The sequence below is a fragment of the Mageeibacillus indolicus UPII9-5 genome, assembly GCF_000025225.2.
GTDB lineage: Bacteria > Bacillota > Clostridia > Saccharofermentanales > Fastidiosipilaceae > Mageeibacillus > Mageeibacillus indolicus.
On record NC_013895.2, the window covers coordinates 1483299 to 1507155 of the forward strand.

Below are 23857 nucleotides of genomic sequence, written 5' to 3' on the forward strand. Positions count from 1 at the left end.
TTAATTTATTTATTCCAAATTATCGTCGTTTTCATTAAACAACCACGGCAAAATACCGCCCTTGCGTGGGCCAGAATCACGGGAAGACGGTCTTGGTGTTCTTCTGTCCGGCATATTTCCCTGCGGTCTTGCCCAACCGGTGGAATTGCTACTGTACGGGCGATTCAGCACGCCGCGCGGTTGTTCATTCTCCGGCACTAAAGGGGTGTAGGTTGAATGCGTTCCGACATTCGGCTCAAGATTTGTTCTGCCAAGGTCGGGCGTGACTGGTCTTTGCGGCATAGTCCGCGAAGTGCCGGCGTTATTGGTTCCTGCCGCGTTTTCACGGTTCAAGGAGCCGAGAAAATTGTTTGAATTTTCACCGGAGCGGGCGTTTGCCGTGCCGCCGCGCATAAAGTCCGCCATTCCGGTTCTCACCGGGCCGCGCTCAGGGGTTATCCGGTCAAAACCGGAAGCGATTACTGTGATCATAACTTCGTCATCGCCGAGGGCATCACTCTGGGCAGTTCCGAGAATGATTTCCGCATCAGGGGCTGCCGCATCTTTAATCAGATTGGCGGCCATTTGCAGTTCTTTCATCTTAAAGTTGCCGGCCAGATTAATGATAACTCGGTGCGCACCGTCAATCGTCGTATCCAGTAACGGGCTGTGGATTGCCCGGTCTACCGCGACACTGGCGCGATTTTCGCCGCTACCACGACCGATACCCATGTGGCAGATGCCAGCATCCAAAAGTACGCGTCTCACATCGGCCATATCCAAGTTGATAACGCCGGGGACCGTGATCAGATCTGAAATTCCAGCCACGCCGTAAGTTAAAACTTCATCGGCATGGGCAAAAGCATCAGATACAGTCATATCGCCGTTATCCATATCCAGCAGTTTATCATTAGGAACTATCAGCAGAGCGTCAACATTTTTTTCCAGTTCTTGTATACCGTTGATTGCGTTGCGTTCACGCACCGCCCCTTCAAAAGTAAAGGGTTTAGAAACAACGCCGACAGTCAAAATGCCCATTTGGCGAGCAATACCGGCAACTACCGGGGCAGCACCCGTACCGGTTCCGCCGCCCATACCGGCTGTAACAAAAACCATGTCGGAGTCTTGAACCAAGCCTGCCAGTTCATCGCGTGATTCATTGGCGGCCATAGCTCCTTTCTCCGGATCCGCCCCCGCGCCTAAACCGCGGGTCACTTTCTCGCCAATTTTTAATCTGGTTTCCGCGCTATTCAGAGCTAGAGCCTGGGCATCAGTGTTAATCGCAATAAATTCCACGCCTTGTACTCCGGACATGATCATCCGTTGAACAGCGTTACAACCGCCGCCACCTACACCTACTACCTTTATTTTCGCCAAGCCTTCAATTGCCGGCGAATCATAGCCATTTACATATACACTCTCAGGTGCAACATACACTTTATTTTCTTTTTTTTGTTCAGCCAACGGAAACTCCCCTTTCATCGGCCTTCGCCATAAGTCCTTTTATTCTACCGCATCAGTGCGGGGGTTACAAGTTTTTTCGTTCCTATGTTACAATTATATTACAAATTCATCTCATTTTCCATTCATTTTGTAATATTAGGTCTGCGAACTTGAAATGGCCGGAGTTACACGCGCGAGCTAAAGTCATGGCGTTGCCGGATTCATTGGGGGAAGTGCAGTGTGGTTGTAGCCGTAAACAGCAGCGAGTCGGAGCCGGATTTTGCTCGCACAAACGCATTTTTAATTAAAGCCGCCGTTGCCGCCGGTATAGACGGTTGGATTAGTGAAATCATTGTCCGGGAAAGTTACAGCCGGCATTTTTTTGTGGTTTTGCGGCTTATTCCTGGAGGGGTCGGAAGAAGATGATGGGTTGTTATCGTCATAGCCATCGGTTTGGCTGTCAGTTTTGGCCGGAATGCGCTCACCTGTTGTAGAGTCGTTTTCAGCAGTTGTTCCCGAACTTGACTTGGTATTGGTATCCGAGCCGTTCGCCGCGCTGTTATCCGCCCCGTTTTCCGTTGAAACGGCAGACTTGTTTTCCGAGTCCCCTTTTCCGGCTTTATGATCCGGATCGGCCGATTTGTATTCCGGGGTGTTGGACAATATGTCTTGCGTCAGATCTGATTTAACTGAAAAATGTTCAGCTGGAATATAAATTTTTTGTTTGCCGCTTAAGTCTAGCAGTCCTTTGCCTAGGCGTTCGAAAACGCCCATTTTTACCGCCGAGCGCAACCAATAAATATTGGCCTGTATGTTGGTTACGTCACCCAATTTAACTTCCATTTCGCGGCCGTTATTTAACCTAATCGTAATATAATGGGTTTCTGCATTGATAGGGCGCAAAGATTTCAGCCGAGAAAAAAAGTTCCACTTGTCCTGTGCTTCGTCATCAGAATCGATTATATTGCTCATGATTAAAATGGAATTGGTAATTGCCGCACGCAAATTACTATTTATCGGCTTGCCAACTTCTACCTGTGATTCGCTTACCCCGACAATGAGTGGCACTTTTTCGGGAGCTTTTTCGTCAATCCGCAAAACAACACCTTCGCTGTCCACGACGACCACATAGCCGGGCAATTGTAGATAAGCAACACCGATTCTCTCTTTGACAACGAAGCGGAGTTTGCCGGGAAATGATGGTCTGATTTCGACACTTTCGATTCCGGGCAGCAGGCGTTTAATATTGTTTTCCGCGGTGCTGTACCTTAGTCTCAGCCAACCTTCCAAATTGCCACCTAAGCCGGTGAAAAGGTGTTGGTTAAGGTGCAAGCCGCTGACGGCCAATATTTTTTTGACATCTATATAACGGGCACCTGTAATTGTTATTTGTTTTACATAAAACTGCGGTAAAAGTGAAATGGCGGCCAGCACAAAGGCGATAATGCCGTAAACTGCGAGTCGTTTGGCTATGTATTGGCCATAACGTATGGTCCATACGTGCAAGCGGCGGGGCAAAAAACGCTTGTGACGTTTACTGCTTTCTTTCTGGGTCGCTTGGGCTAGTCGCATTTGGTGGGCTTGAAATGGGCTTAGCTCTTCTTTGGTTTTTGCCGGGCGGGGCTGTTCAGTGGCGACGGTTGCGCCCGGGGCATTGGTTGCGCCCGGGACATTGGCTGCGCTCGGCGCATTGGTTGCGCCCGGGACATTGGCTGCGCCCGGGACATTGGCTGCGCTCGGCGCATTGGCTGCGCCCGGGGTGGCGACGGTTGCGCCCGGGGCATTGGTTGCGCCCGGGACATTGGCTGCGCCCGGGACATTGGCTGCGCTCGGCGCATTGGCTGCGCCCGGGGTGGCGACGGTTGCGCCCGGGGCATTGGCTGCGCCCGGGGCATTGGCTGCGCCCGGGACATTGGCTGCGCTCGGCGCATTGGCTGCGCCCGGGACATTGGCTGCGCTCGGCGCATTGGCTGCGCCCGGGCCATTGGCTGCGCACGGGGCATTGGCTGCGCCCGGGACATTGGCTGCGCTCGGCGCATTGGCTGCGCCCGGGGTGGCGGTCGGGTAAACTGAGACTTTTCTAACCGGACTCTCAGTCGTCGGCATGCTATGCAAATTATAGGAGCCTTGCGTAGCGTATGACGGCGTGGTCGGAAGTCCGGTCACATTCCGGCGTACGGGTTGCGCCTGCGACACCGCTGAAGCAGTTGAAGTGGCTGAAGAAGCTGAAACGCTTGTTGGATAATTTGTGGGGTAACCGGAAGTTTCTCTTTCCATACCATCATTAGCCGGGGTGCCTGACAGACCGACTCTCGCCGTGCGCAAAGAATCGCTGTTCATAACAGGCGCTTGCGAAACGGCTTCCAGAGATCCGGTGGCATCTTTTTTAACTTGCGGTTTTTTCTTCATATCAGATTATTTTAGCATAGTTTTAAAAATAATTTCGACAATCTCAGCCGCGGCCGGCCGATTGGCTAAGGACTCCGCTGCTGTACTGCGTTCATCCCAAGCCGATGCGTTTTGGACAAAATCCGTCAAAACTTCCTGCATAGTCGAGGCGTTCCAGTCTTTATCCGCATACATAAGTGCCGCTCCGCCGTGAACGAGGGCTTGGGCATTGTAGGTTTGATGGTCACCAGCAGCATATGGATAGGGAATCAAAACCGATGGTTTGCCCATAGCGGCTAATTCAGCACAGGTAACAGCTCCAGCCCGACCAATTATCAAGTCGGCTGCAGCCATATACGTAGGCATATTATTCAAATAGGGTTCAATTCGTAAAAACGGCATGTCCGGCCAATCCTGCACCATACGTTTGGCGGCCTCGTAGCGACGACTGCCGGTAGCCAAAATTATATATGGGCCTTTATATGTCGTAGTTTGTGCCTTTTCCGCGGTCACAACGCTGTCCTGCTGTTTCGCCCACTCCAACGCCGCCAGATTCAAGCTTCTGGCTCCAAGGCTACCACCGCTAATCAAAATAATCGGCCGATCAAGCGGCAGCTCCAATTCTCGTCGAGCACCTAATTTAGCGACTGCTGTTCCCAACGAAAAAAATTCCGGGCGTACCGGATTTCCGGTTACAAAAATTTGTCCCTTAGTTCTAAAATAGCGTTCAGCCGCCGCAAAGCCCAAACACACCGCCGCCGCATGGTAAGCCGTGAGCCGATTACTGCGGCCAGGATAAGCGTTTTGCTCATGGACAAGATACGGTACTTTCAGCTTGTGGGCAGCTCCCAGCATGGGCGCGCAAACATATCCTCCTGTGCCGATGACAGCCAACGGACTGTATTGCTTAATAAGGCTAGTACATTCCTTGCGCCCCTGCCGATATTCATTGCAAGCAGCAAAAAACCGCATGCTCGGCCGTGTCGGGAACGGCGCTGCTTTTACCGGGATGAAATCGAAACCTGCCTGCGGCACCACTTTTGCTTCTAGGCCACCACTTGTACCGCAAAAAATGATTCGCAGTTTCGGGCATTGCCGCCGCAGTTCCGTAGCGATGGCCAACGCAGGATGAATGTGACCGCTAGTTCCGCCACCGCTAAAAAATATTGTACCGGTTAAATCTTTTCGCGCTGTTTGCTCGATCATGTATCCCCCTATTCAAGTTCCTCCGTCAGGAAATTTCGGTTGTCAAATTTTGAAACGCTCAGCATCAGGCCAACCCCGAGTAAGAAAAACAGATTTGAAGTACCGCCGTAGCTGAAAAATGGCAGAGAAATGCCCGTAGGTGGCAGGACGGCCAAGTTTACCCCCACACTCAAAAAGGCCTGTAAAGTCAGCAAATAGGTGTAGCCACAAACAATTAAGCGGCTGAAAATAGTCGTCGTTCGAATGGCGACCACCATACCGGCGATCAGAAAAGCAATAAAGAGGAGGATAAGAGCTATACCCCCGATAATACCCATTTCTTCGCACAAAATCGAAAATATGTAGTCATTGTGATTTTCCGGCAAATAAAGATATTTTTGGCGGCTTTGCCCAAGGCCGACACCGGTAATCCCTCCCGAGCCAACCGCTATAAGAGCCTGCTCAGATTGCCAACGTTGGTCATCGGTAACACTTACATCTTCCGTAAAAATATTGATTCTTGTAACAACATGTAACCAGCGCTGGGTGAAAGATGCATTGGGGAAAACGGCAGACAAAGTCAGTACCAGAACCACCAAGGCTGTCAACGCCCCGACACCGACCAGGCCGCCGCGCAACCAAGAGCCAAATTTCAAACCGGCGGAGGCCATCATCGCCGCACAAACCAGAATAATAATGATTACTGCCGACATGTGGGCCTGCAGGGAAATCAGCATCAATTGCAGGACAACAGGGATCATCGGCTTGATAATCTCTTCCCAGGCGTCGACCCAGCCTTGCTTTTCAGGACGAGCCTTGAAGATCAATCCGGCGCGACGGCGGCGGCGCAAGTTGGAATAATACCACGCCATGTAAAACACAGTGAATATTTTAGTATATTCCGAAGGCTGGAAAGTGGATTTGGTCAGCGGTACGGGGAGCCAGCGTCTGGCCCCTTGAATAACGATGCCGACGCTCGGAACAAGTACCAGAACAAGTAGGAAGAACGAGATTGCACCGGTTAAAATGACCCACGGTTTACGGTCAAAACGGCGAATGTTAATTTTGGACATCGCAATAATTGCCGCTACGCCTAAGGCCATAAACAAAATTTGCCTAGTTATAAAAAAACTGGTTGAACCACCGCTTTTATAGAGTGAGCCGACCATGCTGGCACTGAACAGCATTATTAAGCCGAAAGCGAGGATCAACATAACGGTGACGACTAGCGGCCCGTCGACATGAGCTTTCAGCCGACCGACAGAGGTATTTTTTTCTGAAGGATCCTGATTTATCATTGGCATCAACCTCCTGTTAAATTTTGCACATATTTACCAGAAGTAGCCCGATGATTATGCCGACCACGGTTACTAAAATAAAGACGCGGACAATTTTTGTTTCAGGCCAGCCTCCCAATTCAAAGTGATGGTGAATCGGGGACATACGAAAGATGCGGCGACCGTGTGTGGCTTTAAAAAAGCTGACTTGAATAACCACCGATAGGGCTTCGGTCACATAAATTATACCGTACAAGGCAAACAACCAGGGTATACCCATCAGCAGCGGAATCATACTCACTGCCGCGCCTAAAGCCAAGGAACCGGTGTCACCCATAAATACTTTCGCCGGATAACGGTTATATACTAGAAAGCCAAGGCAGCCGCCGGCAACCGCGAAAGAGATCCGGTCCAGGTCGGGTGAATAGTTGGCGGTCGACAAAATAAGCAGTCCAAGGCTGATGCTTACCACGGCGGTAACGCCGGAAGCCAGTCCGTCGAGCCCATCGGTTAAATTAACCGCATTAATGCAAAAATATAAATAAACAACTACAAATAGGGCATAAATTATGCGCCATGCTCCGAAGACCACCAAACGATATGGTGGAAAGAACAGGTATATCACCGGGTCGCCATGTGCAAAAATTATGTACAATGCAGCCAACACACAAAGGCCAAGCATCAGGCCGGTTTTTTGGCGAACCGTGAGACCTTCTTTATTTATGCGAACTTTAACAAAATCGTCAACAAATCCGATCGCACCCATCGCCAATATAAGTAAGGTCAGGATACCAATATCTGATCTGAAGCCGCCGATCAGATACAACACTAAACCAACTACGGCTATCGGCGGTAGGAACATCAGTCCACCGAAGGTCGGAGTGCCTGTTTTTACTAAATGGGTTTTGGGGCCGTCATCACGCACGCGTTGGCCTAGGTGGAGGCGGCGCAGTTGCGGCAATAAAAATTTGCCATTCAATGCTGTACCGCAGGCGACAGCGATCAATATAAGGAAGCCGATTAAAAGTTCAAGTATGTCCATTTTATCCTCCGTTTGCCGTGGCGGGAGGCCAACAAGCAGGCAAACATGCAGCCGGAATTATGAATTGGTTGCATAGTTACAAAATATCGCAGTTCTTAAATTATAGCGCAATATGCCGATATTTGCGCTAGTTATTCGGCCAAGCGTTTACTGATGATGGCATCACACACTTTTTCCATCGCAAAAGAATGCGAACCCTTAATCAGAATGATGTCACGGTCTTGAATCGTCGGCAATAGTTCCGCGGTCAAACTGTCACGGTCGGCGAAAACATGAACTTTGACCGGGGGCTTAATCGTCGCCTCAGCCCTCGCCCTCGATTCTGAAGTGTAATTTGTGGCCGTAAGTGCCACCGATTCTGAAGCGAGGTCCACTGCCGGTTCCGTGCCGGAAGCTCCGGGGCTTCTATCTCCTTTGCCGCCGGCCTGACTGTCGGCCTGATCGCCAGCCTGATCACCATCAGCTATTCCTTGAGCCACCGCGGCCACGTATGGACCGCAGAGCCAAATTTCTGCCAAGTCGGCTGTCGCCAAGTACCGCCCCAATTCATAATGCAATCGATCCGCCATATTTCCAAGCTCAGCAATACCACCTAACACCGCAATTGCCCGGCGCTTTTCTGAATGTGCTAAGAAACACAAAGTCTTGACCCCGGCTCGTATTGACTCCGGCGCGGCGTTATAGGTATCGTTGATCAACACCACTCCGTCCGCGTTCATAATCCGCTGACGATTCCCGATTACCGAGAAATCGCGCAAACCGTTGGCCGCTAAAGTGAGCGGCTGATGCAACAGATGAGCCGTCGCTAAGCCGAAGAGGGCGTTTATCACATGATGCTCCCCCGGCACCGGTAATTTTATACGGGGCAGCCGATTGCTATCGACAAAAGCCTCCATGGTCCCGTATTTTTCTAAGTCAGGCGCTTGCTGAAGTTTTATAATAAAAGACGCACAACCATCGACTTCAATTTTCACATCAGTAGCAACGAGACAGTCCCCAGGCAGATCCGGCGGACAAGTATTTAGTGCCACAAAAGCTTGTTTAATCTTGCCTTTTTGTTCCGCGGCCAACTGACGCAAAAACGGATCATCAGCATTAAGCAACAACACTCCGTCCGCTTTCAGCCCGTTAATAATTTCCGCCTTAGCCCGCATTATGGCCATTTGAGAGCCAAGTTGCTCAATATGGCAGTACCCTATATTAGTAATAACCGCAATATCCGGCTGAGCCAATCTGCTTAATTTAGTCAAATCGCCGGCGTGATCCATGCCCATTTCAACGACAGCGACATCACAAGCACTGCGAACTTTCAGGACGGTTTGCGGCACGCCGATCTCATTATTCAGATTTTCGCCTGTACAGGAAACCGCCAAAGTCGGTCGCAAAGCGGCGGCAATCATTTCCCGGGTTGACGTTTTGCCGACACTACCAGTGATAGCGACCAAGGTATGCAAATAGTTTTGACGATAATAAGCCGCCAATTTTTGCAAAGCGGTCAATGTATCCTCGACCAATATAGTCGGCAATTCAGCCTGCCAAAGTTCGGCGCACTTGAGATCGCTGACTACCAAGGCTACTGCTCCGGCTCGCACGGCTCGTTCAACAAAAGCATGGCCGTCAAAGTTTTCCCCTTTTAAGGCAAAAAATGCTTCGCATCTTTTTATCGTCCGGCTGTCGGTTGAAGTGCCGAGCAAAACATAATTCATGGCCTCTTTCCGCATAGCCGAGTCAGCTGAAAAAAACAGTTGACCGGAGGTTGCCCTTATCAGTTCTTTTAATCTTATCGGATCCATACTTTTCCTTTCATTGTTTTTATGCGTTTCTGTCGATTAGCGTGTTATTCGCGGCCTTCAAACTCCAACCGGGCCATCAACCGAGCCATCAACCGAGCCATCAACCGGGCCATCAACCACCGTACGGATTATGCTCAGGCACGCCGCCGTACGGACTGTATATTCGTTGTGTTGTCCAAATAGGATCGGTTACCGCCGGGCCATCGTCATTACTTTTGGTGACAGGAGGATCGACCACCCGCCTAATTTGCGGCGGATTGTAGCCGGACAAAGCACCGAACTTCAATTCAATAACTTCATATTTTCTTATTTTCTGCCTTTTTCCGTCTTTCTTGGCCTCAACCGACTGACCAACGACTACGCCGGTCAACGGATTGCCGTCATAGCGAATATTTATGCGCCGTTGATAAGCAAGTTCAGCTGCTTCTTCAAATGTTTTGCCGGTAAAATCAGGCACATCCACTTCTTCGCGCGGCGGATCGCCATTCGGGCTGACGTAATACACCGGGTAGCCGTTTAATTTTTGTTTTCCCAGCGGATACATTGTATAAAAGAAATCGCTGTATTTCATGCCCGGCGCCAGCTCAAATTCCACGTCTTTCAAGGCCAGATAGTCGGCAATCGACTGAAGTTTGACCCCGTTGGCGTAAGATATTTCCTTAGGCTGTATCGCCTGATACAAATCGGCTTCGGTATAACGTTTGGCGACATTACGCAAACGGCCGGTGACTCGGATAATATCTCGGCACATTCCCTGGGCGCAGGAGGTTTTGTCGGAATTAGGGCCATAAATGATGGCCAGGACGACGAATCGCGGCTCATCAATCGGGAAAATCGAGGCTACCGACATAACGCTGTAATCGTCGTCATCACCGTTGAGCAATTTTTTGGTTGACGTACCTGATTTACCACCGGGGAAATAGCCCGGCTCATTCGCGTAGGTGACAATTCCTTTGGTAAAAGCGGACCGCATCATAGCCAGCATAGTTTTGGCCGTCTCTTTGCTGTACACCTGTCTTACCGGGCAGGGGGCAAAGTCTCGCACGATTTTACCGTTGACATCTGTCAAATATTTCGCAACTTGTGGTTTCACCATCACGCCTTCATTACCCAAAGCGGTATAAGCAGTGGCCAAAGCAAGTGGAGTGACGGTGTTAGATTCGCCGAAAGACATCGGAGCAAGGTCGACCACATTAGGATTATTGTGCAAGAGGCCGATCGCCTCCGCCGGCAAATCGACACCGGTGGCACCGTAAAAACCCAAGGCATGAATATAGTTATAAAATTTTTCGATACCGACCCGTTCCGCCAGTTGTACCATTACCGGGTTGCAGGAATTACCGTAGGCCTGTTCAACAGTTTCGTAGGCATGGTTGTCGGGAAAAGCATGGCAGTGAATGGCGTATTCGCCAAAACCGCGGATCCAAATAGGCGCATCGCTGAACATCTCTCCGAGCTTAAACGCGTGTTCCTCCAGAGCAGTGGCAACTGTAAAGGACTTCATTGTCGAACCCGGCTCATAAGTGCTGCTGACATTTAAATTCGCCCAAACATGGGAATTGAGGAAATTCATGTCGTATTTGTCGGTAAGCGGTGACCAACCTTTGTAGTTGGGATTTGGTTCTTTCAGTTCTTCGATCAAATTCCATGTGGCAAAATTTTTGTACAAAAGGCCTAAAAATTTATGCGGGGTCGTCGGCCCGAATTTTTGCTTGTGTACTACGGGTTTGCTAGGTTTGACAGAATTGGCAGCCTTGGCCGTACCGGAGGGGTTCGCCATATTGGGCCTATCGGACGGGTTGGTCGGCGAAGCGAAATCAGCCGAAGAAGAAACGTTGCGCTCATTCGTTTTTGGCGCATCTCCGTCACGATCCGCCGTCTGCTTTTTTTGCGCTTCGGCCGCCGCGGCAGCTTCCTTGGCCGCATCAAGCCGTGCCGCTTCCACTTCTTTTTTGCGATCCTCTTCCTCTTTTTTTAGCTGCTCAATTTGTTTGTTGATGCCCTTTTCTAACTCAGCCAAATCGTAACCGTGACTGACGATACGTTCTTTCTTCACCGCACGGGCGCCGGTCTCGTAACCGCGTGGGGTTTGGTAAGGGTGGTTTAAATCGTAGCTGACATCTTGCGCCATGGCGAGAACTGCGCCGGTCTTCGTATCCATTACCAAACCGGTCGCACCGTCAATCGCTTCGAACAAGTTGCTATATCGGGTGACAATCTTTTGAATCTCGCGTTGCAACTTGCTGTCAATGTTCAAAACAAGGTTGCTACCGGGGATGGGCTTAGTTTCTGTTGGGGTAGTATAAGGCAGCTGACCGCCAAAATAGTGGTCAACCTCACCATAAGTATAGCCGGGAGTGCCGGAAAGGATTTTATTATAGTAAGCCTCAACCCCATTGATTCCGACCAGACTGCGCTCGTTCAGTCCCGCAAAACCGATGACTTGAGAAGCAACATCTTTTTTCGGATAAAACCGACGGGGCAATGCATCTACCGCTACACCGTTGATGCGGTTTTCGTTTAGGTAGGCGGCGAAAGGATCATACTCTTCTTTGGAAATGTTTTTTTTCAAAACAACATATGTCACGTCTTTTTTGGCAAAGCAGCGGGTAACTTCCGACCGTTCGAGTTTAAGAAACTTGCTGAAAGCATCGATTATCGCTTCACGTTTGGGCGGATCTTTTGCTTTATTGCTGCGAACGGTGGCAGGGGTTATACCTATCGTGTAAACATAAGTCGTCAAAGCCAGTGTTTCACCATTGGTATCTTCAATTTTGCCACGTTCGGGGTAGGTTTGCCGTTTGGTGAAATGGTTGGCCCCGGCCAATTTTTTGTAATGGGTTCCCTGAACGATTTGAATGCTGAAAAGTTCACCGATCAAGACGACGGCAAAGAGGCACAGAACCAGCATAACCGACAGCATGCCGATGGCGGAGCGGGAAATTTTATTGCTCATGGGCCTTCACCTCCGTAGCTGTCGCTGCATCGCCAGACTTGGAATTAGTTTCCATTTTTTTGGCCAGTTCTGAGCCGGCGGGGGACGTGTTGCCGTCAATCACTTTTTCCTTATTGACATTGTTTTCCGCAGAAATAATCTCGGTAGGTGCCATTCCTTCTAACAGGCGTAAATGCCGCCCGACATTTTCCAGCGCGCGCCGCCAGTCGATGTCCTTCAAAACACTGTCCTGACTGCGTTTACTGTTGAAACTTACATAATCCTGCCGAGCCACATTTATCGTCAAAATTTGTCCTTCCAATGGCAGAGTCATGCCGAGCATTTCTGCTTTTTTGCGGATACGGGCAATATCAGCCGATTTCTGAATTTGCTCGCGTTTTTGCGCCGATTCCATGCGGGTAAAGCGGATTTGGCTCTCCAGCTTGGCGTTTTGGTAGACGATCCGGGCAATCCGTGCCTGATTGAGCAGCAAAAGGCCAAAAACGACGAATAAAAAAAGGATGGCTCTGACTGCAGTCCGCACTTGTGCCGACTGAGGGAAAAGGCGTTGCAACAGGCTAGGTCGCCTCGGGCGTCCGGCTCTTCGTTCCCCGGCAAGGTCGGCGGAAGTCGTATATGTATTTTGTTTCGTTCTGTTCATTAAATTGCACCTTTTTTGCGGTTGCGAGTGACCGGTGTTCATTAAATAGGGTAGTTGCTTAAGATTGTTCCACGACTGTTTTCAGTCGGACGCTTCACCCGAAAAAATCTCAACTAGCGGCGGATTGGCGTTGCGCCGAAACACGCGCACTCTGGCCGAGCGAGAACGCGGGTTTTCCGCCAGTTCTGTTTTTCCAGCAACTAGGCCGTGAGGTGGGTCTGCTTTGCCTTGGGACGCTAATCCGCAAACACAGGGCAAACCACTCGGACAGCGGCAGGGACGCTCCCACCGTCGAAACGCTTGTTTGACCAAGCGGTCTTCCAATGAATGGAAGGTTATAATTACTAAGTGGCCATCCGGCTTTAATAATCCAGGAGCTTGTTGGAGCAGCTTACGCAAAGCTCCCAATTCATCATTTACGGCGATACGCAGACTTTGGAATACTCGTTTGGCCGGATGCTGTTTTTCGCGGCGGGCAGCCGCCGGAACGGCCTTGCAAATTAGGTCAACCAGTTCGCCAGTTCCGGTCAAAGGTTTGGTCTCCCTCGTTTTGACGACAGCGGCCGCGATTCGGGCAGCATAGCGTTCTTCCCCGTATTCGCGCATTATCCGAGTCAATGTCGCCTGATCTTCTAAACGCAGAATATCTGCCGCCGTTCTACCGCAGGTAGGATTCATACGCATGTCCAACGGCCCCTCTAGCCGATAGGCAAAGCCGCGTTCCCCGGTATCCAGTTGGGGTGAAGAAACGCCCAGATCAGCCAAAATCCCATCAACAGCAAAGACGTTTCGCTTAGATAATTCTTCGCGCAATGAGGCAAAGTCGGCAGCGATAAGTTCATAGGTTGCTGCTGTTTTAACTTGAGCCAATTTGGCGGCAGCGGCTTGACGTGCCGTCGGGTCTTTGTCGAAAGCGAAAAGTCGGCCACCTGATCCGAGTCTTTGCAAAATGGCGGCACTGTGTCCGGCACCGCCGGCCGTACAGTCGACATAGGTACCGTTAGCCTTAAGGTCCAATGCCTTCAAACATTCTGTCAACAGCACTGGTACATGGGAAAATTGTAAACTTCGGGTTTCTTCTCTCATGGCTATTAGTTTACCGTTCCGTTTTACTAACTTCAAGGTAATTTTTATTAATAAATCAAAAGCGCCTGCGCAGGAATTTCCCACGTAAGCGCTTCGTCTGGCTCAATAATTCGGCGGTTCAACGCCGGTCATCGTCGATTAATTATCAGTCGGCAGGTAAGGGCCGTTACAAAAATTTGCTAGTCCAAATGGCAGGACGAGCAGCCGCCCTGTCCATTCGTTTCAGTTTGCCTACCGTTTCCGCCAAAAATTTTACCGACTTGGCGTTTAATGTAGTTGCCGGCTTTACCGGCCGCTTCGCTTACGGCCGTATAGGCGCTGTTGGCCGCCGTATAAGCCTTGTTCATGCCCATTCTGGCGCAGTCGCAAATCGCTACAACCGGTGGGAAGCCGTAGGTCTGTTCGCGGTTGATCACCTTGAATCCATCGAGGCAGCGCCCGATGTAGATCGCGTCAAATTTCTTGCCGCCATAGCTGAGCGTTCCGCCGGATTCGCCGATTTCGTGCAACTCGTAATCATAGATGCGGTGGCTGATGCTCCGGAATTTCAGCCGGACATTTCTTATCCAATCGTGCCATTTGTTGGCCGCGGTCAGATCTGCCGTCCGGGGTTTAAGTTTAACTCGCGGATCCATGAAGCGCATTTCCATCGTCAATGGCTTAGGATTGGCCGCCATGCCTACGGACAGAGTGTTGAAATCGAGCGGCTGGCCGTACTTCCCGAACCAGAATTTGTGCACTTCGACGTCGATGGTCGGCACTTCCCAGTTGTAAATGTTAAGGCCATTTTCCGTGTCACCGTCATAAGTAATTTCGAACAGGCGTCTGGCTTTTTGTTTATTGATAAAGATATCATGTTCGACGAAAATGCCAGTTTCTACGCCGTCGGTTTCTTCTTCCGCCCCAACCTCCGAGGCCTTAAACTTGATGAAATCATGCTGTTGGTTGTCAATTGCTTTGAGTTTGTCCAGCCCTTCCTTTGTCCAGACGGATTTCGTCGGCGGGTTATTCTCGTCTATTTGGATATTGCAGCAATCTTCTTGACCAGCAGCCGGGGCATCAGAGCCCTTAGCAGAAACTTTAATTGTTTTTAACTGATATGGCTTCTTTTGCCAAATCGGCACTCCATCCTGTTTTTCAGCTGCCGGTTTGAACTTTTCATCATCTTTCGGTGCTGTCAAATCCGCAAAGTCGGTTAGTTCCAGCTTATTCATGGAAGGTTTGTTAACGCCTATCCATTTTCCCTCACCATCGGACGACCTCAATTTACAACCGCCTTCACCGTCCTCTTTTATACAGTCATTATAATCCTTCTCAAGATCTTTCAAAATCTTGCTTCTCGTCAAAGTTCCATCCGTGAGTGCCTCCGGTTCCGTCAAAACCCCGTTCCGCTTACTGCCGCTGACCCGCTGACAAATAAGATTCTGGCTGGCTCGAACGGCCATCACCTTGCTCCAGGCCGGTTGCTCTTCGTATTTCCCTTCTTTTTTCAGATTACCCTTCTCTATAAGCGGCAAAATTTCGTTATTGTCCTGCCAGGTATCGTCCTCCGCCTTAAACAACAATTTGACCTCATAATTGGGATCGAAAGTGATTTTTCGCGGTACTTTCGGTTCCGGCGGCAGAGCTTCATCCAAATTGGCCTCCAAATCTTCTTCCACGACATCTACTGCATTAACTCCCTTAGGTACGTTTCCATTGTATACATTCTTCACATCTTGATCGATCCAACGCAAGGACACCGGCAGGAAACGAACCGGGCGGATGGGCGGCAACGGAATGTTGGCATCATCAACGCCGTCGGCCACATCGACAATGTAGCGACGGTTGCATACAGTTGCGTCCTTGACACCGTTGGTGTCAAGCTTATCCCCCATACCTAGAAGGTCGGAAATGGTTTTGTTTTCCTTCTGGCCAGCAACAACATCTTTTAGTTTGTCACCTGATTTTAGTCCGTTAAACGCACCCTGATAGTTGGTGACAAATTCCATATTTTTATCCAGCTCAAAGACGACGCGGTGGTATTTATAAGGCGTGATAGCATCTTTAGAATTGCGTACAAGCACCCGGTAATCCTTGTATTCAAAGTCGAAGTTATAACTCTTAGCACCGTTGATTTTAAGTGTACCATCCGGATCTTCCTCAAATTTGGCAACCCGTTGACGCCCATCTTTTTTATCTTCTGCCTGTGCACCGTCCTGCGTCTTCGGTACATAATACAGCTTATAACCGTGAATCGGTTTGTAGTTGATGACATCATAGTCAAAGTTATCATTATGGACCTTTTCAGGTTCACGCATAATCTGGTATCTTATCTTAGCTTCATTACCACTATTCCCATGGCCACTACTGCCTTCGCCACCGCTGCCATCACCGCTGTCATCGACACATTTGTAAGTCTTGTAGTAGAAACGGTGCTTGAACGGTTGATAGTAGAACTTAAAGACGGTAGGTGGCGGTAGCACCTTTTTATCACCAATTTTCTCCATACCCTTTACAAGTTTATTCTGGATAAACTTATTGGTAATCTCCTGAGGCAAGCCATTTTTATATGTATCCTTTAAAAGGAGCTCCAAGTCACTTTTATTGTCAGCATTCTTGGGATCTTTTTCGTTGCTGACTAAAACCCAGGTTGTATCTTCCTCGGCCATCCCGGCTATATTGGATTTGGGCAAAGCATCCGGTTTAACTTGGAGCATAGCCATCTTATCTTTGGGATAAGTATTTTTGTAATCCTTCTGCAGTTTTTCCCGCACCTGCTTTAAATCTTCAGAATTTTCATCACTAAGATCTACAAAAACCGGCTTTTTGGGGTTCTCATTATTCGAGCCAAGCTCTACGCCTTGCTTATTGAAATAATGGTGCTCGAAATAGACGGGAACGCGTTCGTCTTCAATCCATTTCGCGCGCATACCCATCTTCCCAGCTACCGGTGAGCCGAAAGAGAAGAGTTCTTCTGAATTATGCTCTTTTTCATAGGAGGTATCTTCAACCCAGCCATTATCTCCATCAGACTTGTAGCGGACAGTTTTCCAACCGACGAATTTGTACCCCGGTTTCACCGGCACAATTTTCTTCTTAGCTTCTTGCTTAAGGCACAGCTTGGAATCATCCTTGGAGTCCTCCTTAAGGTACTGCTCAAGCTCTTTGCGAATATTAGCCCCTGACTTAATTTGATAGGTCACTTTCCCAATACGAGTATGATTTTTAGCATAATCGTCGATTTTATCCCAATCAACAGTTCCATCCCCGATGTTTTTCCCGTCCTCATTAACAGTCTGGATATTGATCTTGTGTTCATCTTTTTTGTATAGCGTGTTATTGAACTTGGCGTCCGTCACTTCTTCTTGAGGTGGCAAGCCTTCGAACCATCCTCCATCTAAGTCGATTGTAAAATCGTAGATTTTGGGATCGACCCATTTGGTAAAAACGGTTATCGGGTTGTCGGGCATGGTGTAGCCGTCGACTGGGTATTTGTTATTCTTATCAAAGGTATAGCACTCAATTTTCCAAGTTTGCGGTATTCCTTTCGGTCGCAAGTCATCTAATTGTTCTGGTGTCATTTTTGAAGGATCAGGTAAGGCATGCTCAAATTTGTCATCATAAAATGCCGGCACTTCCTTCGTCTTTTCCTCCGGCTTTTCATCCGGCTCTTCATCCGGCTTTTTCTCCTGCTTCCCGATGCTTTTTATCGTGATGGGGTAGCGGTTGCGAGCGTAATGGACTTTTAAAATTCCTATTTCTTCATATTCAGTCTCAAATTTGCTCGGCGGAAATTCATCATCTTTTTCGAATCCTTTCGGCAGAGTTTCATCTTCGCTCGGATTTTCATCTTCGCTCGGATTTTCATCTTCGCTCGAATTTTCATCTTCGCTCGAATTTTCATCTTCATCATCCAACTCCACTTCAAAATTAAATCTTTCAAATTTTTCTTTAATTTTCTTACCGTCTAATTTCTTTTCCACATCGTCAATCTCATCATTGGTATCTGAGATAAGTTGACCCATATCCGTGCTATCCTTTGTATCCGTTATTTTTAGTTTAACTTCTTCTTTTCCCATTAATTCATTTATTTTTTCTTGCGGCTTTTTAAGTCCCAACTCTTTAATGTCGTCCTTACCCTTAGGTATAGCAGTGAACCCAATTAAGTCTGGCACGATATATTCAAAATCAGAGTTATTCGTATCTACTTTAATTTTCCAAGGTATATCATTAATTGCATATTTTGTCCCATCCAGTGACTGATTACAAAAGAGTGTAAAAATAGGAAAAACTTTACCACTTTGATTAGTAAAATCAGGTAACATGGCTAGCACAGCTGGAACATTATCTTCGTAATCAGTTTTAGCAGTGTAATATCCCCGGCGATCGGCCAAATAATATTTGCCATTTCCGTAAAGAAGCTTGGGAGAAATAGAGTATGGTGGAGTATCAAAATATTGGGTATTATCCGAACAGGTTTTCCAACCCAAGAAATACTCTTCTCCTTTTTTATGATAATAGAAAGAACAATTTTCGTAAGGATTTGGCCAAACTTTGTCTAGATTCTGGCCAAATCGCGCCGTAAACTGATAAGGTGCCTTCTTCCTTTCCTCCTCACTCAGTTGCAAATCTGGTTGCGGTTCTACTTCTTTAGCATCTACTAATGTTTTCCCATCTTTATACTCCATATTCGGTGCTTTAAACGGGGTCTTTTTGCCTTTTGAAGTAAAATCACTAAGAATGTGATTACCCAACTTGTCGTAACCGCTACCTTTAATGCTCAATACGAACCCGTCTGGATATGGTTCTGTAGGTATCTTATTCTCTGGTTCGTTATCTCTTTTTGTTGTAAACACCACCGTATAGCGCCGCCGCTTGAAGATAATCTTGCAGTCCGCCCGGCCATCACCCGTTACGTACATTCCCTTGTTTGCTTCCGTAGTTGCAGCTTTGTCGAGCTGAAAGAAGTCCTCAAATTTGGCCATTGGTTTGTACTTACTAGCCAAAGCATCCCATTCATAGAACTTAGTGTCAATATTTTTATGTCCGCTGCCGTCTTCACCGTCTGCATGTTTCTTAACAGCCTCAGCTTTGTCAGCAAGTTTTGTATTCCAATCTTGGGAGCTGAATGAAGTAAACGTATCTACTTTAATCGGAACATCCTTAACTTCTCCATTTTTTTCAATTTTTTGTGTATCTGTATTCGAATACAGATACACATATTTATCAGCGAATGTATCAAATAGTGGATCATCCGGTTTTTCCAGCCAGTAGCTGTAGGTGTATTCGGCTGTTGGATTCGTTGCCCAGACTGCGGCAAAAGTTACCCCATTCGATGGCATGAGATACTCATATTTAAGATCAAGCAGCTTATTTTTATAATCGTCACGCGAGGCCGGATTTTTCATATAGGCTCTGTCCAGTTCCTCTTGACGGGTTTTTCTTTCTATTTCATTTTCCGTTTCCGTTTTTCTTTTTGCCACCTCATCCGGCAAGTGTTTAGCTACTCGCTTTGGCAAAATTTCTGCTACTTTATTTGCCTGCTTTTCTGCTAACCTTTTTTTCACTTCCTTTTCTTCGTCTTCAGGCTTCAGACTTCCGTCTTCAATTTCTTTTTTTACTTCTTCTTTAATCTTTTGTTCATATTCTTTTTTAACTTTCTCTTCAACTTCCTGCTTATATTTATATTTAAGATCTTCGACAACCTCGTTAGTGACCTCTTTTTCGATTCTAGCGCGAGTATTTTCTTCTATAGTCTTTTTTTCCTCAGGTTTAAAGCTATTTTTAATCAATTCATCTTCGAATGTTTCGATCGCATTATCTCCAGTAACCTTATAAAATTTTTTAGGTCCCTTATTTTCGCCTTTATTCGTGTAAGCGACGTCCTTATTAGGTCGCCAGCCTAAAAAAGTGTAGCCTTCACGTGTCGGTTCTGGCGGGAAAATTATGGGCTGATCATAAGCGAAGGTACGGGTCGGCAGAGGATCGCCACCGTTAGCGTCGAAAACAGCCGAACCAGTATTACGAAGTAGGCGCAAGGTAATTTGGAATTCACCTGCTTTAGCCTCCGGCACCAAAAAACGCACATTTTCTAGTTCCGGTCTATAGCCCTCACGTAATTCTTTATAATTGTTCTTTTTTTCCATATCATTATTCCCTTTAGCGGCAGGATACAGTTCATTATGACTGAGCACATAATCGGCACCTATGCTTGAGTTAATTGTTATGTTATCTGTTTCGTCGACAGCTTCAAACTCGTTCATATTCTTCGTGCTTTGCTTCTGATACCTAATGGTTACCGTGGCATCATTTGGCATATAGACAAAGGTCTGCTCAAACTTATTTTGTTTTGTGCTCGGATTACTATCGTATCCTTTTTTGCCTTCATGATCCGTTACCTCATTTTTGATGGGCAAATTTCTGACTTTATTTCCTTCATCTACGGATGAAGTTCCGTCGTGCTGAAAGACAATTTCCGCATAATCTATTTTCTGTTTGGCTTCCAAATTTTTATAGATTTCTTCCTTTATAAAAATTTTTTCCTCATTTTTATCGTTCTCTTTCGCCTCCGCATGTTTATCGTTTTTTTCCGGCTTCGTAAGATCACCGTCATACACTACTGGTTTTGCATAGCCTTCCTTTTGCGGCAAAACAAACCTCGTACCGTTTACCGATGGGGCCAAATCGTCTTCACCAACAGTAATCTGATATGGTTTATGGAACTCTTTTACCAAAAATGTGGGAACAATTTTCTTATTTTCGCCCTCACCCTCGGATTTATATATGGTACGTATCAGCACAAAATGCATCTTATAGCTGTAAGTCGCTGGAGGTGCTTCGTTTTTTACCTGTTTATTGGCTGCATCTTGCTTGATCGGATCGCCTAAATAGCGTGCTTGCAATGGCAGGTGGCGGTTGAGATAAGCACCATCCGGTTCTGTGATCTTCGGATCAGCTTCTTCGCCTTTCTCTAGACCGCCGTCTGTTTTTGCCGGGGCAGAACCGTAGGTTAATAAGCCGTTTCCTTCAGGAGCCGGCTTAGACGGACAGGTTGTATCATTGCCTGCTTCAGGGGCTGAACGATCCATGCCTATTTCGGAGCGATCTTCGTAAGCAGCACGATCCAAGTCACTTACGGACCGGCGGCTGCGTTTAGAACGACCTTTGTCGTTTTTATTGCCGGTTACCGGTTCAGCCACGATGTAGTTCGGTTGCGCATCGGCATCCGACGCAGTACTCGGTTCCTTTGCTGTCTTTGTTGCTTCGGCTGACTCCGCCTTGCCTTCGTCCTGCTTTGTCGCAGCTTGCTTCTTCGCTGCACCGTCTGCCTTGGCTGCGTTAGGTTCCGCAGTGTTCGGTTGCGCAGTGTTCGGTTCCGCAGTGTCCGTCTGATCAGTCTTATTCGCATCGCCCTGCTTAGTCAGCTTGTCATAATCACTGCTTACCGCATTTATTTCAGCCGTATTTACAGCTCGCAAAGCCGTGCAGTCAAAAGAAGTAAGCACAAGGGTCAAACTGAGCACGGCGGCAATTTTACGTAAATATTTATTCATAATCCTCTCCATTTTCGGCGATATAACAGTTTCACCTCGCCTAGTAGCAAAATTACAAGGTGCTGCGTCTCGCCTGGCAGCAAAATTATAAGGCAAAGATTACGCGCTTGTTGCGCTTTGAGTCCTTTGCAGCATCATATTTTAACACAAATTTAATACTCGTAACAAGGAAACAATATCAGTGATCGTCTTAATAAATGTAAGACTAGGTACATTTTTTGTTCTCCACCATTCGCCGGCAGTGTTCAGCAAGCAAAAAATTTGTTAATCTGTTAGATATCACTAACAACACAAAAATTACGAGGAGGCACTATGCGCGAATTTTTACCTGATGTAGACAATGTAAAATTGCAGGCCGCTTTTGAAATAAAAAAAGCCTATGAAGACGGAGAGCTGAGTCTCGCAGCAGCCAAAGCCGAACTGAAAAACCGGGTTAAGGTGCTGCACCCCTACGAGGTGGCTTTGATCGAGCAGGAGTTGAAACCGGAAGTTGAGGATGAATGTCGCAAAGAAGATATTCAGGGTATGATCGCTCTTTTTGAGGATGTACTCGACCGCACCCGTCCGACTCTGCCGCTTAATCACCCGATACTCAACTATTATCGGGAAAATGATGTCATGCGTGATCTGCTGAAACAAGTGGAAGACTTACAGCAATATCCGGCAATCAAAAACCAATGGTTGGAAATCTATGATCATATTGTCCGTTGGCGTTTGCATTTGCAGCGCAAACAAAATCAGCTCTATCCGGTTTTGGAGAAAAAAGGGTTCACCCGTCCGACCACGACTATGTGGACTTTGGACGACTTCATCAAAGATGAAATCTCGGCGGCTTATAATCTTCTCAAAAAGGCTGACGTTACTTCATTAAATGGGGGGAATGGTGAGCTAAGTCTGATGAGTGAGGCGGATGAAACTGCTTTTATTAAGCTACAGCCGACTTTGGTCGCCGACATCCTCGATTTGATACAAAAAGAGGAGACGGTGTTATATCCTACTTCACTCGCCTTGATCAGTTCGCAGGAGTTTGACGCGATGCGGCAGGGGGATTTTGAAATTGGTTTCGCCAATATAACGCCGGAACCGCTCAGTACGCCTTGGGAAGATGGCTTGCAAGCGGGCGGTGTGGGAGCCGGGGTTGGAACTGAGGGACAAGACGGACTTGGAACCGGGCTTAGAACCGGGCGGCCAAGTCCGAATGGCGTAGCGACATCGCAGGCGGCGGCCGAGCAATCCTCTAACCCAAACTCGGCCAAAGTACCGGGTGTAACAAGTAATGCTTTGGCATCCGAAATAGCCGCCCTGCTCGGCAAATACGGTTATCAATCACCGGAGGCGACCGACTCACAACAGGAACTCAATGTGACCAACGGCAAACTGACCTTGGAGCAAATTAATTTGATTTTTCAACATATGCCGGTTGATTTCTCTTATGTCGATGAAAATGAAATCGTCAAATTTTATAATGACTCCGCTCATCGGGTTTTCCCGCGTTCGTCGAACGTAATCGGGCGTGATGTCAAAAATTGTCATCCGCGTAAAAGTGTCCACATCGTTGAAGAGATTATCTCCAAATTTCGCAGTGGTGAGCAGGATCAAGCTGAGTTTTGGATAAATAAGCCAGATATTTTTATTTATATTTTATATACTGCCGTGCGTGACCGTGACGGGCGTTTCCGTGGCGTTTTGGAGATGATGCAAGATTGCACGCATATTCGGTCTTTGACCGATTCGCAAACACTGCTGACTTGGGCCGCGCCAAAGGACGAGCAAGGCAGTCAGTCCGATGCCGCCGGCATTTCAATGAAATCTGATGCATCCAGCACCCACGGCAAGGCGGTTCAACCTGCCGCGCCGGCAGAATCTGATTCCACCAAATTGGCCGGTTCAAACGCTCCGGCCGCGGAACGTATTGAAGCTGATCGTACTGGCGGGGAAGTAAAAATAACCCCGGAAACTTTTTTAAAAGATTTATTGGCCGTAGACCCCGAATTAAAGGCTTATCTCATCGAGCTTAATCCCAAATTTCGTGCCTTAAACACTCCATTAGCGCGAATCATGCTTCCCAAGGCCAGAGTACAGGATATGAGCGAGCGCACCGGTATTCCACTCAGCGAATTAATCGGCAAATTGGAGGCGTTTTTTGTCAGGCACAAGCAGTGAATCAGTCTCGCTCCGATCCCAATGCTGATCCAATACTGATATTCAGATGTTCTTAATTATGGGGCGAGTTTTTACAGTAGGTCAGCTATCCTATGCCGGTTGGTTTGCTAACGGATCGACGTCCTATATACGTAGGTTGCTGCTAGGCGGCTGGCAGAGTTGCTAACAACGGACAACATTTGTTGGCAAGTGTTTCCCGGCCGCCCCGGGGCCTGTTGCTGGCTACAAACTCGGCAGCCCGGGGCCTGCTGCGGGCTGCAAACTTGGCCGCCCGGGGCCTGCTGCGAGCTGCTAACTCGGCCGCTCGGGGCCTGCTGCGAGCTGCGAACTCGGCCGCTCGGGATCCGCCATGCCGAACCGCCAACGCCTA

11 protein-coding genes are annotated in these 23857 nt (G+C 48.0%); 1 reads left to right on the forward strand and 10 read right to left on the reverse strand.

What is annotated here, in order from left to right; genetic code table 11:
* Nucleotides 1-9: 9 nt before the first annotated feature.
* The 10 genes from ftsZ to HMPREF0868_RS06560 all read right to left on the reverse strand — a co-directional run bounded on the left by ftsZ (nucleotide 10) and on the right by HMPREF0868_RS06560 (nucleotide 21324).
* Entirely contained in the window at nucleotides 10-1461 is a 1452-nt protein-coding gene (ftsZ, locus tag HMPREF0868_RS06515) for a cell division protein FtsZ (protein ID WP_012993936.1), read from the reverse strand.
* 261 nt (nucleotides 1462-1722) lie between these two features.
* A complete protein-coding gene (locus HMPREF0868_RS06520) occupies nucleotides 1723-3831 on the reverse strand; it encodes an FtsQ-type POTRA domain-containing protein (RefSeq protein WP_012993937.1) in 2109 nt (702 codons plus the stop codon).
* A gap of 6 nt (nucleotides 3832-3837) precedes the next feature.
* Complete coding sequence (gene murG / locus HMPREF0868_RS06525) at nucleotides 3838-5016, reverse strand: undecaprenyldiphospho-muramoylpentapeptide beta-N-acetylglucosaminyltransferase (RefSeq protein WP_012993938.1); 1179 nt, start codon at nucleotides 5014-5016, stop codon at nucleotides 3838-3840.
* A gap of 8 nt (nucleotides 5017-5024) precedes the next feature.
* The gene (locus HMPREF0868_RS08085) at nucleotides 5025-6293 is read right to left on the reverse strand and encodes an FtsW/RodA/SpoVE family cell cycle protein (protein WP_012993939.1); all 1269 of its coding nucleotides are present in this window, start codon (nucleotides 6291-6293) and stop codon (nucleotides 5025-5027) included.
* Between the two features lie 16 nt (nucleotides 6294-6309).
* A complete protein-coding gene (gene mraY, locus HMPREF0868_RS06535) occupies nucleotides 6310-7314 on the reverse strand; it encodes a phospho-N-acetylmuramoyl-pentapeptide-transferase (RefSeq protein WP_012993940.1) in 1005 nt (334 codons plus the stop codon).
* A gap of 131 nt (nucleotides 7315-7445) precedes the next feature.
* A complete protein-coding gene (locus tag HMPREF0868_RS06540; RefSeq protein ID WP_012993941.1) occupies nucleotides 7446-9107 on the reverse strand; it encodes a UDP-N-acetylmuramoyl-tripeptide--D-alanyl-D-alanine ligase in 1662 nt (553 codons plus the stop codon).
* A 112-nt stretch (nucleotides 9108-9219) separates the two neighbouring features.
* Complete coding sequence (locus HMPREF0868_RS06545; RefSeq protein WP_012993942.1) at nucleotides 9220-12063, reverse strand: penicillin-binding transpeptidase domain-containing protein; 2844 nt, start codon at nucleotides 12061-12063, stop codon at nucleotides 9220-9222.
* Nucleotides 12053-12703, reverse strand: coding sequence for a hypothetical protein (locus HMPREF0868_RS06550; RefSeq protein WP_012993943.1), 651 nt, complete (start codon nucleotides 12701-12703; stop codon nucleotides 12053-12055). The genes HMPREF0868_RS06545 and HMPREF0868_RS06550 overlap by 11 nt, the downstream gene beginning before the upstream one ends.
* Nucleotides 12704-12784: 81 nt before the next feature.
* Entirely contained in the window at nucleotides 12785-13789 is a 1005-nt protein-coding gene (gene rsmH / locus HMPREF0868_RS06555) for a 16S rRNA (cytosine(1402)-N(4))-methyltransferase RsmH (protein WP_034575504.1), read from the reverse strand.
* Nucleotides 13790-13968: 179 nt separating this feature from the next.
* The gene (locus HMPREF0868_RS06560) at nucleotides 13969-21324 is read right to left on the reverse strand and encodes an InlB B-repeat-containing protein (protein ID WP_012993945.1); all 7356 of its coding nucleotides are present in this window, start codon (nucleotides 21322-21324) and stop codon (nucleotides 13969-13971) included.
* 312 nt (nucleotides 21325-21636) lie between these two features.
* Between HMPREF0868_RS06560 and HMPREF0868_RS06565 the strand changes: the two genes are divergently transcribed.
* Nucleotides 21637-23487: a DUF438 domain-containing protein gene (locus HMPREF0868_RS06565; RefSeq protein WP_012993946.1), complete on the forward strand. Its 1851-nt coding sequence runs from the start codon at nucleotides 21637-21639 to the stop codon at nucleotides 23485-23487.
* Nucleotides 23488-23857 lie beyond the last annotated feature (370 nt).

Bases quoted from the DNA above. Each gene is read 5' to 3' on its own strand.
- mraY (WP_012993940.1), bottom strand. From the start codon at position 7,314: ATGGACATACTTGAACTTTTAATCGGCTTCCTTATATTGATCGCTGTC.
- ftsZ (WP_012993936.1), bottom strand. From the start codon at position 1,461: ATGAAAGGGGAGTTTCCGTTGGCTGAACAAAAAAAAGAAAATAAAGTG.
- HMPREF0868_RS06560 (WP_012993945.1), bottom strand. From the start codon at position 21,324: ATGAATAAATATTTACGTAAAATTGCCGCCGTGCTCAGTTTGACCCTT.
- murG (WP_012993938.1), bottom strand. From the start codon at position 5,016: ATGATCGAGCAAACAGCGCGAAAAGATTTAACCGGTACAATATTTTTT.
- HMPREF0868_RS06520 (WP_012993937.1), bottom strand. From the start codon at position 3,831: ATGAAGAAAAAACCGCAAGTTAAAAAAGATGCCACCGGATCTCTGGAA.
- HMPREF0868_RS06550 (WP_012993943.1), bottom strand. From the start codon at position 12,703: ATGAACAGAACGAAACAAAATACATATACGACTTCCGCCGACCTTGCC.
- HMPREF0868_RS06540 (WP_012993941.1), bottom strand. From the start codon at position 9,107: ATGGATCCGATAAGATTAAAAGAACTGATAAGGGCAACCTCCGGTCAA.
- rsmH (WP_034575504.1), bottom strand. From the start codon at position 13,789: ATGAGAGAAGAAACCCGAAGTTTACAATTTTCCCATGTACCAGTGCTG.
- HMPREF0868_RS06565 (WP_012993946.1), top strand. From the start codon at position 21,637: ATGCGCGAATTTTTACCTGATGTAGACAATGTAAAATTGCAGGCCGCT.
- HMPREF0868_RS06545 (WP_012993942.1), bottom strand. From the start codon at position 12,063: ATGAGCAATAAAATTTCCCGCTCCGCCATCGGCATGCTGTCGGTTATG.
- HMPREF0868_RS08085 (WP_012993939.1), bottom strand. From the start codon at position 6,293: ATGATAAATCAGGATCCTTCAGAAAAAAATACCTCTGTCGGTCGGCTG.